Source organism: Nonomuraea sp. NPDC052634, assembly GCF_040678535.1.
Taxonomy (GTDB): Bacteria; Actinomycetota; Actinomycetes; order Streptosporangiales; family Streptosporangiaceae; genus Nonomuraea; species Nonomuraea fastidiosa.
The window spans coordinates 321,716-334,598 of record NZ_JBFATY010000004.1 but is presented as its reverse complement, the minus strand read 5'-3'; the positions used below and the strand labels follow the sequence as shown (position 1 = coordinate 334,598).

The 12,883-nt window shown below is 71.0% G+C and carries 15 protein-coding genes; 4 read left to right on the top strand and 11 right to left on the bottom strand.

Annotated features, from left to right (window positions below):
* The first annotated feature begins 12 nt into the window (after positions 1–12).
* On the top strand, positions 13–1,251 hold the full coding sequence (locus AB0K67_RS20790) for a hypothetical protein (protein WP_364062314.1): 1,239 nt from the start codon (positions 13–15) through the stop codon (positions 1,249–1,251).
* Here the strand turns inward: AB0K67_RS20790 and AB0K67_RS20785 are convergent.
* Positions 1,248–1,466, bottom strand: a complete 219-nt coding sequence (locus AB0K67_RS20785) for a DUF4229 domain-containing protein (RefSeq protein WP_364062311.1) — start codon at positions 1,464–1,466, stop codon at positions 1,248–1,250. The two genes, AB0K67_RS20790 and AB0K67_RS20785, sit on opposite strands and share 4 nt — an antisense overlap.
* Positions 1,467–1,723: 257 nt before the next feature.
* Here AB0K67_RS20785 and AB0K67_RS20780 point away from each other — a divergent pair, with 257 nt between their 5' ends.
* Positions 1,724–1,945 (top strand): BldC family transcriptional regulator, encoded by a 222-nt coding sequence (locus AB0K67_RS20780; protein ID WP_026214226.1) that lies wholly within the window; start codon positions 1,724–1,726, stop codon positions 1,943–1,945.
* A gap of 212 nt (positions 1,946–2,157) precedes the next feature.
* Here AB0K67_RS20780 and AB0K67_RS20775 read toward each other — a convergent pair whose 3' ends face one another.
* Together AB0K67_RS20775 and AB0K67_RS20770 are read right to left on the bottom strand one after the other, a co-directional pair.
* A complete protein-coding gene (locus AB0K67_RS20775) occupies positions 2,158–2,400 on the bottom strand; it encodes a hypothetical protein (RefSeq protein WP_364062308.1) in 243 nt (80 codons plus the stop codon).
* Between the two features lie 10 nt (positions 2,401–2,410).
* A complete protein-coding gene (locus AB0K67_RS20770) occupies positions 2,411–3,364 on the bottom strand; it encodes a hypothetical protein (RefSeq protein ID WP_364062305.1) in 954 nt (317 codons plus the stop codon).
* A 220-nt stretch (positions 3,365–3,584) separates the two neighbouring features.
* Between AB0K67_RS20770 and AB0K67_RS20765 the strand changes: the two genes are divergently transcribed.
* The gene (locus AB0K67_RS20765; protein WP_364062302.1) at positions 3,585–3,878 is read left to right on the top strand and encodes a PLD nuclease N-terminal domain-containing protein; all 294 of its coding nucleotides are present in this window, start codon (positions 3,585–3,587) and stop codon (positions 3,876–3,878) included.
* 30 nt (positions 3,879–3,908) lie between these two features.
* Here AB0K67_RS20765 and ccsB read toward each other — a convergent pair whose 3' ends face one another.
* From ccsB to AB0K67_RS20735, 6 genes are all read right to left on the bottom strand, one after another.
* Positions 3,909–4,976: a c-type cytochrome biogenesis protein CcsB gene (gene ccsB / locus AB0K67_RS20760; RefSeq protein ID WP_364062299.1), complete on the bottom strand. Its 1,068-nt coding sequence runs from the start codon at positions 4,974–4,976 to the stop codon at positions 3,909–3,911.
* The gene (locus tag AB0K67_RS20755; RefSeq protein WP_364062296.1) at positions 4,966–6,525 is read right to left on the bottom strand and encodes a cytochrome c biogenesis protein ResB; all 1,560 of its coding nucleotides are present in this window, start codon (positions 6,523–6,525) and stop codon (positions 4,966–4,968) included. Before AB0K67_RS20755 ends, ccsB begins: the two co-directional genes overlap by 11 nt.
* On the bottom strand, positions 6,525–7,247 hold the full coding sequence (locus AB0K67_RS20750) for a cytochrome c biogenesis protein CcdA (protein ID WP_364062293.1): 723 nt from the start codon (positions 7,245–7,247) through the stop codon (positions 6,525–6,527). The genes AB0K67_RS20755 and AB0K67_RS20750 overlap by 1 nt, the downstream gene beginning before the upstream one ends.
* Positions 7,240–7,806: a TlpA disulfide reductase family protein gene (locus tag AB0K67_RS20745; RefSeq protein ID WP_364062290.1), complete on the bottom strand. Its 567-nt coding sequence runs from the start codon at positions 7,804–7,806 to the stop codon at positions 7,240–7,242. The genes AB0K67_RS20750 and AB0K67_RS20745 overlap by 8 nt, the downstream gene beginning before the upstream one ends.
* Before the next feature lie 71 nt (positions 7,807–7,877).
* A complete protein-coding gene (locus AB0K67_RS20740) occupies positions 7,878–8,516 on the bottom strand; it encodes a histidine phosphatase family protein (RefSeq protein WP_364062288.1) in 639 nt (212 codons plus the stop codon).
* 152 nt (positions 8,517–8,668) lie between these two features.
* The gene (locus tag AB0K67_RS20735; RefSeq protein WP_364062285.1) at positions 8,669–9,589 is read right to left on the bottom strand and encodes a LysR family transcriptional regulator; all 921 of its coding nucleotides are present in this window, start codon (positions 9,587–9,589) and stop codon (positions 8,669–8,671) included.
* 195 nt (positions 9,590–9,784) lie between these two features.
* Between AB0K67_RS20735 and AB0K67_RS20730 the strand changes: the two genes are divergently transcribed.
* Positions 9,785–10,669, top strand: coding sequence for an EamA family transporter (locus AB0K67_RS20730; RefSeq protein WP_364062283.1), 885 nt, complete (start codon positions 9,785–9,787; stop codon positions 10,667–10,669).
* 30 nt (positions 10,670–10,699) lie between these two features.
* Here the strand turns inward: AB0K67_RS20730 and hemL are convergent, their stop codons facing one another.
* A complete protein-coding gene (hemL, locus tag AB0K67_RS20725; RefSeq protein WP_364062280.1) occupies positions 10,700–11,989 on the bottom strand; it encodes a glutamate-1-semialdehyde 2,1-aminomutase in 1,290 nt (429 codons plus the stop codon).
* A gap of 145 nt (positions 11,990–12,134) precedes the next feature.
* The gene (locus tag AB0K67_RS20720) at positions 12,135–12,764 is read right to left on the bottom strand and encodes a bifunctional DNA primase/polymerase (protein ID WP_364062277.1); all 630 of its coding nucleotides are present in this window, start codon (positions 12,762–12,764) and stop codon (positions 12,135–12,137) included.
* Between the last annotated feature and the right edge of the window lie 119 nt (positions 12,765–12,883).

Below are 12,883 nucleotides of genomic sequence, written 5' to 3'. Positions count from 1 at the left end.
AAATATTGGCGAATGTTTGCCCGTGTCGCCCTTGCGGCGATCCTCAGCTCGTCCGCCGTCGCGCACGCGGGCGCGGCGGCGGCCTCCCCCGTCGCGCACCCGCGCGTGGTCTCGGCCGACCCGGTCGACACCACACCTCACGTGCTCGACGGCATCGTCAACGCGATCACGGTGGTGGGCCGCACCGTCGTCGTCGGCGGCTCGTTCAGCGAAGTGAGCGACGCAGGCCGGCGTACGACGTACCCGCGGTCCAACCTGTTCGCCTACGACCTGCACACCGGGCGCGTCCTGCCGGACTTCGCGCCCAGCGTGGCGGGCCCGGTGTACGGGCTCGCGGCCGGCGACGGCGGCACCGTCTACGTCGGCGGCGAGTTCCACGGCATCGACCACCAGCGGGCCCGCGGCCTGGCCAGGCTGCGGCTCTCCGACGGCGCGCTCGTGCCCGGCTTCGAGCCGCGCATCGGCGGCGGCATGGTGAGCACGCTCGCCAGGCACGGCTCCCAGCTCTACGTGGGCGGCGACTTCGTCAGCCCGCGCACCGCGCTGGCCAGGCTCGACGCCACGACCGGCGCGGCCGACCCGGGCTTCACGGTCACGCCGGGCGACCCGCTGACGGCGCGGGTGAAGGTGCACGCGCTGGCCGTCAGCCGGGACCGGCTGCTGGTGGACGGCACGTTCACCACGCTCGACGGCCATTCGCGGCCCCAGGTCGGGCTTATCGACATCGGCCGGCGGACGGCGAAGGTCGCCGCGTGGCGCACTTCCACGTACGCGCGCCGCTGCGCCACCGCGTTTCCCTCCTACGTCAGAGGTCTCGACTTCTCCCCCGACGGGCGCTATTTCGTGGTCGTCACCACGGGAGGCCCAAAGGGCGGGATATGTGACACAGCAGCGCGGTTCGAGACCTATGCCAAGGGCTCGAACGTCAAGCCCACCTGGGTCAACAGCACAGGCGGAGATTCTCTGTACTCCGTGGCGGTGACCGGCGCGGCCGTCTATGTGGGCGGGCACCAGCGCTGGCTGGACAATCCGCAGGGCCGCGACTCGGCCGGCCCCGGCGCGGTGTCGCGGCCCGGCATCGGAGCCATTCATCCGCGTACCGGAAAGGCCCTCAGTTGGAATCCGACGCGCGAGCGCGGGATCGGTGTGAAGGCGTTTTACGCCCACAGCACCGGACTACTTGTGGGTAGCGACACAACCAGACTCGGACGGGAGTACCATGCCCGGATTGGCATGTTCCCCCTGCCCTAGTCGTCCTGCGACTTCGGCCGCTCGAGCCTTGCGCTGAGACGTTCGCTCATGGCGTCTCGCTGCTTGGACAGCAACACGTAGCTCGCTATGCCGCTGATCACGAAAGAGGCGACGATCAGCGCCAGCGGGTTTGACAGTCCGAGCAGGAAGAGCACACCCAAGGTCACGAGAAACAGGCCGATCCGCGACGCGGTGTAAACGAGAACGGGACGCACAGGTTCGAGGTTACTCGGACCTGTGCAGCGCTCGCTCTTCGCATGGGACGCGAGCACTGCTACTGTTCCCAGTTAGGGAGTTTCGTAAAGAAACACCCACGAGAGCCCCAAAGAGGCTCTATCATATAACAATCGGGCAGTCAGCTGATAACAACCCGTGATCTTTGTAGAAAACCACGGATAAATCAGGCTTCGCTCGACACACTGGTTACCTGTCCGCCCGCTGGCAGGAAGCGGGATGCGAGGGGGAGAGATTGGTGGAGAGTAGCAGCGAGCGTCTGCTGACCCCAGGAGAGGTTGCCGCCCTCTTCCGGGTAGACCCAAAGACGGTTACACGCTGGGCAGCGGCAGGCCGCATCAGCAGTATCCGCACCCCCGGAGGGCACCGGCGCTTCCGCGAGTCGGAAGTCCACGCCCTTCTCCGAGGCGAGGACGTTCTTACGGCCGACAGGCCAGCAGGTGAGTCCCCGCGCGTCTGACGTTCCGTCAAGTCGGTGATCCTGCACGATGGACCGCTACACAGGTGGTCCGTCCCGCCAGGATCACCGCTGGCGGAACCCACTGTTCGCGTGCACTCCCGCCGACACTTCTCGTGCGGGAAGGCACTGGGGCGGCGCCAACCGCCGACCGTGGCTGGCGCCTGTCCGTACCCCTCGCGGGCGCCTGAAGCCAAGTACGCGATCACGGGTGCTCAGGTGTCCTCCTGCCGTGCCTTGTAGGCGAGGAACTCCCGCTCGAGCTCGTCGTTCTCCTCTGCCCAACGCCGGCGGCGCAGCTCCGCCTCCTCCTCCGTCAGCGACTCGGCCAGCCACTGCTCGTACTCGGGGTCACCGGGCTGGACCTCCACGTACGCGTTACCGATCAAGCGCCCGTCCTGGCTGGTCAGGCTCTGCGGTACGCGCAACGTCCCGTCCGCGAGCCGGATGACGTACATGGCCGATCACCTAGATTCCGTAGCGCCGGTTGAAGAACAGCATGATGTCGAGCGCCATCCGCGTGTCACCGCCGAGCATGTCCACGAGGGCCGGACGCTGACGGGAGGCGATGGCGGCGAAGGCGTCGGCGAAGAACTCCTTGCGGCCCAGCCCGCCTCCCTGCCGGTGGAAAGTGGAGGTCAGCAGCGGCAGCGCCGCCTCGTACAGTCTCATGAACTCCGGCGAGTCCGACACCCATTCGCCGTGCGGCGAGTCCACGTCGTCGATCGCGTGGCCCACCTCGTGCATCATCACGTCGGGAGTGGGCGAGGGGCGGTCTCCGACGACGATCTTCTTGTCGCCGTACGCGCCCGCGCAGATGTCCCAGGTCGCGCGCCCCGACGGGAGCGGGGCGCCGCGTAAGTAGCCCATGTCGTCGAGGTCGGGCACTCCGCCGGGGCCGAGGTAGATGCCCTCAAGGCCGTCGGCGAGCAGCTCTTTGAGCCGGTCGGGGAGCCTGGCCAGGCTCTCGACGGCGCGCACCACCTCCACGGGCGGCGGGCCGTACCTGGCGTCCCACTGGCGGTGCAGGATCTTCTCAAGGGCCCCGCAGTGGCGCAGGCCGTCGCCGAGCGACGGCTGGTCGGGGCGGTTGGGCCGGGCTCTCAGCGGCCGGTCGGGCAGTTCGAAGTCGTCCCAGGTGTAGCGGGGCCGCTCGACAACGACGGCGGCGGGCAGCCGCTCCGCGCGCTCGCGTACCGCGAAAGCGTCCCAGGCGGCCCCTGACGGGCTCTGCGCCGCCGGATCGTCCGCGCCCGGCCACAACGGCCGGTCCAGCCTCTGCTCGCCGCCACCGGGCGGATGACCGCGCTCGGCCTTCTTCAGCTCTTTACGCCGTTCGCGCCGGTCCTGGGCCCGCTCGCGGACGTCGCGCCAGAGCGACCTGTCGGCGTCGGGCGGCGCCTCCTTACGCCGGGAGAACAAATACGATCCGCGCCGCCACCATCGCCCGCGCCGATGCCGTCCTCGGTCATTGGAGCTCTTGTCGTGAGAAAACGCCATCGCACCTCTCATCAACGCCCCTCGGAGCCCCGTGGACACCGCCGCATCGGCTTCCACGGTACGACGCAGATCTTCCGCTAGTCACCCGAAATGGGACATCAGGCAGCACGATCACGTCTCAACATGGCTTACAGTTCGGGTCATGGCAGGTGTTGTTATCGGCCTGGCTCTGCTGGCCTTCTGGCTCTTCTCGCTTTTCGACGTCGTCACGACACCGGAAGACGAGGTTAGGAACGTACCAAAACCCCTCTGGATCCTCGTCGTGGTGCTCATCCCGCTGCTGGGCGGGCTGGTGTGGATGGCGCGCGGCCGTCCGCGCGTGCCCCGCGCCGCGCGGCCCGTCACCCCCGGTCCGGGCGCGCCGAAGGGCCCGGACGACGACCCCGAGTTCCTGCGCGAGCTCGAGCGGCGGATGCGCGGCGACGACGTCTCCTGATCGGCGCGCCCGGATCCGGGCCTTCAGCGTCTAGTCGACGTCCGCGTAACTGTGCAGGCCGTCGATGAAGATGTTGACGCCGATCAGGTTGAACAGCAGGCAGCCGAACGCCACGAGCTGCACGATCACCGCAGCCCTGCCCCTCCACCCGGCCGTCGCTTTGGCGTGCAGATAGGCGGCGTAGGCCACCCACGTGATGAAGGACCAGACCTCCTTCGGGTCCCATCCCCAATAGCGGCCCCACGCCCGGTCGGCCCACAGGGCACCGGCGATGACGGCGAACGTCCACAGCGGGAAGGCGAAGATGACCGCCCGGTGGACCGCCTTGTCCAGCACCTCGCGCGACGGCAGCCGCGACAGGCCGTCGCCGCGCACCAGATAGAGCACGCCCGCGACACCGGCCAGGGTGAACAGCCCGCTCGCGATGATCGCGGCGGTCACGTGGATCGCGATCCAGTACGAGTTGAGCGCCGGCACGACCGGCCCCGCCGCGGTGTAGAACACCTTGACCGCAAGGCCCAGGCCGAGCGCCGCGGTCACCATGACGAACGCGCCGAGGAAGCGCACGTTGACGCGGATCTGGGTGACGAGGAACGCGGTCACGGCGGCGAAGCAGATGGCGACCACGAACTCGTACATGTTGCCCCACGGCCACCGGTCGACGGCCAGGCCCCGGGTGATGATGGCGGCGAGGTTGGCCGCCCAGCCGATCCAGGCGAGCACGAGCGCCACGACGCCCGCGCGGGCCGCGAGCGGCGAGCTCGGTGCGGAGGACTCGGGCCCCTCCGACAGCGTCTCCACGGGCGCCTCAGCGCCGGAGACGGCGGTCTCAGCAGCGGTGCCCGCCGATGCCGGAGCGTCGCCGGCCGTCGCGGAGACCTCGGCGGTGCTCACGGCGGTGCTCACGGCGGGGCCCGCGGCCGTCGCCCCGACGGCGACCGGCTGCCTGGACTCGACCCGCCGCTCGCTCGCGGCCCTGCCCGCCCGCGCCCGCCCGAAGGCCAGTTCCATGGCGAATCCGAGCATGGCGACGACGTAGAGCAGGACGGCTGCGACGACGAAAAGGTCGCTCAGCTCGGCGAGTTGTTCAGCGGACATCCTTCTCTCCTGCTGATAGAACCTTCACGATGTCGGCGAACTCCTCGGCGAATCCCGGCGCGGAGTTGTCGGTGCGGGTCAGCCCGCCCACCTCGACCCGGCCCTGGCCGACGCGGACGAACACCCGGCGGCGGCGGATCATGAGCGAGAGCGCGATGGCGACGACCGCCGTGGCGGCGGCCAGCAGCGCGGGCATGCGGCCCGGGTCGTACGCCGTCTGGAGCGTGATCCACTCCTTGACGCCGGTGAACTCCAGCTTGCCCAGCCCGCCCGGCAGATCGACCGACTGGCCCACGGCCAGCGGCTTGGGCGCGTCGGAGCCCATGAGCACCGGCTTGAGCTTGCGCATCACCTCGGGCTCGGCCAGCTCGTAGACCGATTGCGGCTTGCCCGAGCGCATGCCGAGGTCGCCGGAGAACGCGCCGAGTATCTGCACCTCGGGGTTGATCTTGCCGGGGAACGCCGAGGCGTACGTGCCGTCGGTGAGCGGCACGCTCGTCGGCAGGAACCGCAGCAGGAACCCGAGCTGCGACGGCTGCGCGTCGGGCGCCTTGACCACGCAGCCGGAGGTCATGGTGGCCTTGTCCTCGATCAGGCAGGGCACGGGCCCTTCGAAGGCGACCTGTCCCTTGCCGTCGGTGACGCGGAAGACGGGGGCGTAGCCGTTGCCGATGAGGTACGTCTGTGTGCCGTCGATCTCCAGCGGCTCGTTGACCTTGAGGTCGTAGTCGCGGGCCGGGGACGTCGGCGTGTCGTTGACCTTGAGGTGGGCGGTGTAGTCGAGCGCCTGACCGCGCTTGTCACCGGCGACCTGGTAGGCCACCTCGAAGTCGGTGAGCTGGAAGCTGAACGGCTCAAGGGACTCGGCGGAGACCCTGCTGCCCGGGATGAAGCGGTCGTAGGCGGCCACGGTGTTGGCGAACCCGTCGCCCTCGACGACCAGCACGTTGCCCCGGTAGCCGTAGAGCGAGCCCGCGCCGACGGCGAGCAGGATGCCGACCAGCGCGATGTGGAAGAACAGGTTGCCGGTCTCGCGGAGATAGCCCTTCTCCGCCGACACCCAGCCGTCGCCGGTGACCACGCGGAAGCGCCTCTTGCGCAGCCGCGCGGCGGCCTGCTCGACGGTCAGCTCGCCGTCGAAGGCGGCGTGGTGCGGCAGGCGCGAGAGGTGCTTCGGCGCGGCGGGCGGCTTGCGGCGCAGCTCGCGCAGGTAGACCGCGGTGCGCGGGACGATGCAGCCGATCAGCGAGGTGAACAGCAGCAGGTAGATGGCCGCGAACCAGGTGGAGGTGAAGACCTCGAAGAGCTGGAACCTGTCGTACCACTCGGCGAGCGTCGGGCTCTGCTCGTACAGCCTGGCGACCTTGTCGGGCTCGACGCCGCGCTGCGGCACCAGCGAGCCGGGCACCGAGCCGAGCGCGAGCAGGAACAGCAGGATCAGCGCCGTGCGCATCGAGGTGAGCGTGCGCCAGGCCCAGCGCAGCCAGGCCATCAGACCGAACGACGCCTGCCGCTCCGTCTGCTCCTTCTCCAGCTCCTTGACGCTCATCAGATCACCGGCTCGAACGCGCCGATCAGTCCCTGCATGGCGGCGATCATCTCTCCCCAGAGGCCGGTCACGAGCAGCACGCCGACGGCGACCATCATGCCGCCGCCGACCCTGGTGATCAGGCGCGAGTGCTTGCGGATGGCACGGAACGTGCGCAGCGCCCGGCTGTAGGCCAGCGCCGCGCCGACGAAGGGCAGGCCGAGGCCCAGGGCGTAGGCGACGGCCAGGAGCGCGCCGCGCCCCGCGCTGCCCTCGTTGAGCCCGAGCGTCAGCACGACGGCGAGCGTGGGCCCGATGCACGGTGTCCAGCCGAGGCCGAACACCACGCCGAGCAGCGGCGCTCCGGCGAGCCCTGCGGCGGGCAGCCGGTGGATGCGCACGTCGCGCATGAGGCCGGGCAGCACGCCGAGGAAGGCCAGCCCGAGCACGATGGTGAGCACGCCGAGCACCCGCGTGATGATCTCGGCGTGGCCCAGCACGACCGAGCCGATGCCGCCGAACAGCGCGCCGCTGAGCACGAACACCAGGGCGAACCCGGCCACGAACAGCGTCGCGCCGAGCACCAGCCGCCCCCGCTTGGGGTCGGCGGTCATGCCGGTCACGTAGGACAGGTAGCCGGGCACCAGCGGCAGCACGCACGGCGACAGGAAGGACACCACGCCCGCAAGCACCGCGATCGGCACGGCGAGCAGCAGCGAGCCGGAGGCGACGACGTCACTCATCGCGCACCTTGGTCACCGCGTTCATCAGGTCGGTGTACTTGACCGCGCCGAGCGCCCTGGCGGCGATGCGGCCCTGCTTGTCGATGATCAGCGTGGACGGGATCGCGGCGGGCGGGACGGTGCCCTGGAAGGCCAGCGCGACCTTGCCCGGCTGGTCGTAGATGTGCGGGTAGCCGGTCTGCTCGGTGCGCTCGAACGCCTTGGCGTCGGCCTGGCGGTCTTTGAAGTCGACGCCGAGGAACTGCACGCCGGTGTCCTTGGTCTTGGACCAGACCTCCTTGAGCACGGGCGCCTCGGCCCGGCAGGGGCCGCACCACGAGGCCCAGAAGTTGAGCACGACGACCTTGCCCTTGTGCGCGGCGAGTGAGGCCGCGCCGCCGTCGAGCGTCGGGCCCTCGATGGCCGGCGCGGGCTTGCGCTCGCTCGCCTCGAACACCTGCATCTTCCCGTCGCCCGCGACGAAGCGGGTGTCGCCGGCCTGCGGCTGGCCGCCCTGGTTGCCGGCGCAGCCCGCGACCAGCGCAGCCAGGATGAAGAGGGAGATGGACTTGGCGCGCACGGAGGAAGATCTCCTTGTACTACAACCGGTAGAGCTTCCAACCCTACCGGGACGCCCGCACGCTCCGGACATCAGGCCCCGGGGATCGACGGCCCCGTCTGCAGCGATCCCGCGGGCTCGCTGTAGCCGATGCTGATCAGCCGATCGCCGTCGAAGGTGAAGGTGGTGAGGCTGGCCAGCGCGCACTGGCGGCGGCGCGGGTCGTGCCAGAGCCTGCGGCCCTCGGCGGCCGAGCGGATGGCCCAGATCGGCAGCTGGTGGCTGACCAGCACCGTCTCGTGTCCCCTGGCGGCCGCCCTGGCGTCGTCGATCATCGACTTCATGCGCTTGACGATGGCCGGGTACGGCTCGCCCCACGACGGGCGCAGCGGGTTCCAGAAGTAGCGGTAGTTGCGCGGATTGCGCAGCACACCGAGGCCCTGCCCGACGGCGCGGCCCTCCAGCAGGTTGCCCGCCTCGATCAGCCGGTCGTCCTGGACGATCTCCAGGCCCAGCTTCTCCACGAGCGGGGTCGCCGTCTCGATGGCGCGCTCCAGCGGCGAGCTGTAGACGGCGACGATGTCGCGGCCGCCGACGGCCTTGGCGACCGTCTCGGCCATGAGCCGGCCCGTCTCCGACAGGTGGTAGCCGGGCAGCCTGCCGTAGAGGACGCCCTGGGGGTTGTGCACCTCACCGTGGCGCAGCAGGTGGACGACGGTGGTTTCAGCCATGGTGGGCACAGCCTATCCGCTCGTCCGCAGGGCCCGGTCAGGGCCCGCACCGGCGCGGCGCCGACCCTGAAAGCGGGCCCTGAAAGCGGGCCCTGAAAGCCGGCCCTGAAAGCGGGCCGTGGAAGCGGGCCGTGGAAGAGGTCATCGGGCGGTCACTGGACGGCCCAGGCGTTCTCCTGCTTCCTGCTCGACTCCGACAGCGCGTCCACCATGGCCCTGATCGCGGGACGGCGGGCGGCGTCGGAGCGCCAGATCGCGTAGATGCGCCGCGACTGGCGCGGCAGCAGCGGCACCAGCCGCACGCCGTCGGGCACGCAGTCGCGGCCGAGCCTCGGCACGATCGCGCAGCCCAGGCCGGCGGCCACCAGCGCGAGCTGCGTGGGGTACTCGTCGGCCATGCACGCGATCACCGGCTCCAGCGCGGCGCTGCGCAGCGTGAACACCAGCCAGTCGTGGCAGACCGTGCCGGGTGACGAGCTGATCCACTGCTCGCCGTGCAGCGCGGCCAGCTCGACTTCGCGCTCGCCGGCCAGCGGATGATCGGCGGGCAGGGCGACGTCGGCCACGTCGTCGAGCAGCGTGGCCTTCGACAGGCCGTCGGGCAGCGCCATCGGGCGCGTCAGCCAGTCCTGGACGACGCCGAGGTCGAGCTCGCCCCGCGAGACCTCGCGGACGACGCGTTCCGGCTCGCGCTCGTTGAGCTGCACCCACAGGTCGGGATGGCGCCGCTTGAGCGAGGCGATCGCGCCGGGCATGACGCCGCGCGCGGCGGTGGGGAACGCGCCGACGTTGAGCCGGCCGACGACCTGGCCGCGCAGCGCCTCGAAGTCGGCCTCGGCGGTCTCGACCAGGGCGAGGATGCGCTCGGCGTGCTCGGCGAGCACCCCGGCCGCGTCCGTCAGCCGCACGCCGCGCCCGTAACGCTCCATGAGCCGGGCGCCGGTCTCGCGCTCCAGCTTGGCGATCTGCTGGCTGACCGCCGACGGGGTGACCATGAGGGCCTCGGCCGCCGCTCCGACCGAGCCGTAGACATGGACGGCGTGAAGGGCTTTGAGGCGGTTGAGGTCCAACATGTAAGCCACTCTAAACCGTTTAGCGTAGAAAGTCTCGCTTGTGGTTCATTGTGTAGCAGATGAAAATTGTTGGCATGAGAAACGTGAAGACGAAGAAGCAGCAGACCGGTTCCATCTCGTACCTGAAGGTGCTCGCCGAGCAGGCGCGCGACATGCGCATCCGGTACCAGAAGCCCACCCGGTGACCGCGCCCAGGTGAGCCCCCGCCACCTCGCCCTGGCCGTCGGACTGGCCGCCGTCTGGGGCTACAACTTCGTGGTCATGCAGGTGGGCCTGCGCCACTTCCCGCCGCTGGAGTACGCGGGCCTCCGCTTCGCCATGGCGGCCTTCCCCGCCCTGCTGTTCGCGGGGCGGCCCGGCGTCGCCTGGCGCTGGGTCCTGGGCGTGGCCGCCACCCTCGGAGTCGGCCAGTTCGGGCTGCTGCTCGTGGGCATGCGCGCCGGCATGCCGGCCGGCCTGACCTCCCTCGTCCTGCAGGTGCAGGCGCTGTTCACCGTGGTGTTCGCGGTGACCCTGCTCGGTGAGCGGCTCACCGCCCGCCGCGTGCTGGGGCTGGCCGTCGCGTTCGCCGGCCTCGCCATCGTCGCCGTCGACTTCGGCGTCTCCGGCCCGCTCGGGGCCTTCCTTCTGTGCGTCGCAGCCGCAGCGGCCTGGGGGCTCGGCAACGTGATCCAGCGCCACGCCGCCCCGCCCGACTCGCTGCGCTTCATGATCTGGGTGAGCGCGTTCTCCGCGCCCCCGCTCCTGCTGCTCTCCCTGCTCCTTGAGGGCCCGCTCGTGCTCTCCTCGCCCGCCGAGGGCTGGCTGTCCCTCGTGTACGTGGCCTTCATCTCGACCCTGGGCGGCTTCGGCGTCTGGGGCTGGCTGCTGCGCCGCTACGACGCCTCGACGGTGGCGCCGTACACGCTGCTCGTGCCGGTGTTCGGCATGTCGTCGGCGGTCCTGATGACCGGCGAGCCGCTGTCGTGGCCGCGCGTGCTGGCCGCCGTGCTCATCGTCTTCGGCGTCCTGTACGCCGGCACCCAGCCGCGCGGCCGCAGCGCCCTGTCGCCCTTCTGGTGGCGGCGGGACGGGCGCTGACACCCGGCCCGGCCGCCACGGGAACCGGGGTCAGAGAACGGCCGCGGCCGCCTTCGCCGCAGCCGGGAGCGCGTCGGCGATGCGGCCGAGCGCCTCGTCGTCGTGCGCGGCCGACAGGAACCACGCCTCGTACGCCGACGGCGGCAGGTAGACCCCCTGGTCGAGCATGCTGTGGAAGAACGCGGTGAACGCCTCGGTGTTCTGCGTCCGCGCCTCGTCGAAGTTCGTCACCTCGGCGTCGGTGAAGAAGATCGAGAACAGGCTGCCCGCCCGCTGCAGCCGGTGCGGCACCCCGGCCGCGCGCAGCGCCTCGGACGCGGCGTCCCCCACCGCGGTGGCCGCGGCCTCGACCTTGCGGTACGCCTCGTCGTCCAGGTTGCGCAGCGTGGCCAGGCCCGCGGCGCAGGCCAGCGGGTTGCCCGACAGCGTGCCCGCCTGGTAGACGGGGCCCTCGGGCGCGAGGTGGGCCATGATGTCGGCCCGGCCGCCGAACGCCGCCGCCGGCAGCCCGCCGCCCATGACCTTGCCGAACGTCATCAGGTCGGCGTCGACCGGGTCGAGGCCGTACCAGCCGGCCTTGGAGACGCGGAAGCCGGTCAGCACCTCGTCGACGATGAGCAGCGCGCCGTGCCGGGTGCACAGCTCGCGCAGGCGGGCGTTGAAGCCGTCGCGCGGCGGCACGACGCCCATGTTGGCCGGGCACGCCTCGGTGATCACGCACGCGATCTCGGACGCCTCGAACGCCGCCTCCACTGCCGCGATGTCGTTGTACGGCAGCACGATCGTGTCGGCCGCCGACGCCCCCGTCACGCCCGGCGTGTCGGGCAGCCCGAACGTCGCCACCCCCGAGCCCGCCGAGGCCAGCAGCGCGTCCACGTGGCCGTGGTAGCAGCCGGCGAACTTGATCACCTTGGACCGGCCGGTGAAGCCCCTGGCCAGGCGTACCGCGCTCATCGTCGCCTCGGTGCCGGAGCTGACCAGGCGCACCTTCTCGACCGGGGCGACCCTGGCCACGATCTCCTCGGCCAGCTCGACCTCGCCCGGCGTGGCCGTGCCGTAGGAGAAACCGGCCGCCACGGCCTCGGAGACGGCCTCGACGACGGCCGGGTGGCGGTGACCCAGGATCATCGGACCCCAGGAGCAGATCAGGTCGACGTAGCGGTTGCCGTCGGCGTCGGTGATGTAGGGGCCCTGCCCCGAGACCATGAACCGCGGGGTGCCGCCCACCGCTCCGAACGCGCGCACCGGGGAGTTGACGCCTCCCGGGACGGCGTCGCGGGCGCGGGCGAACAGGTCTTCGGAGTTCTTCGTACGACTCACCCACCCAGGGTAGCCGCAGGTACGCCCGCTCCCAGGAGCGGGCACGGGCGGCACCGCAGCCGAACGGCGCTCGCAGAAGCCGGGCGGCGGACCGCAGGCGGGCCGGAGCCGCAGGACGCCGCCGAAGGGCCCGGAGCCGCGGGGCTCAGTCGGCGAGCCACTCCAGGATGCGCAGCGGGTCGGGCAGCGGCCGGCCGTCCGGCGGGCGCAGCCAGCTCACGGACTGCCCGTTGGGCATCGTGGACGGCGGGGCGAGGACGTAGCTGTCGCGGCAGTGCCAGCGCAGCCCAGGCGTGTCGTCGATGGTGGCCGGGTCGCAGTCGAGGTGGCAGGACCACCACTCGTCTTCGTCCTCGGGGTTACCGCGCGTGGCGACATAAAACAAGACCCGGTCGCCTCTGGCGGCGACCGGGCCCGGGTGTGCCCCGGCGGCGTCGATTCGGGTGAGCGCCGACAGGCCGGCGGCGAGCGGTACGTCGAAGACGTCGAACACGCGGCCCGTGGGCAGGATGATGTTGGTCTCGGGCTCGTTCTGCCACCAGCGCGTGAGCACCGCCGCGTCGGTCGTGGCCTGCAGGTGCCAGGCGGGCGACAGCGGATGCGCGCCCGGGTCGGGACAGCCGAGCCGGTCACAGGAACACGCGCGCGGGCCCTGGCGCAGCGGGTGGGCGCCGGGCACGACCGGCCAGCCCATGGCGGCGTATTCGAGCACGGTCTCGATGCGCGTCGGCCGGGACCGCTTTCTGGTACGCCGAGCCAGAGGTACCCCCACCATGGTCTCTCCCGTCAGAAAAGTCACAGCGCCTGAGGAGGTCCCGGATCCGGGTGGCCGGCGGGCCGCTGACGGCGGCCGGCCGCAGGGCAGCAACAGCCTGCGCCTGCATCACACGCGGG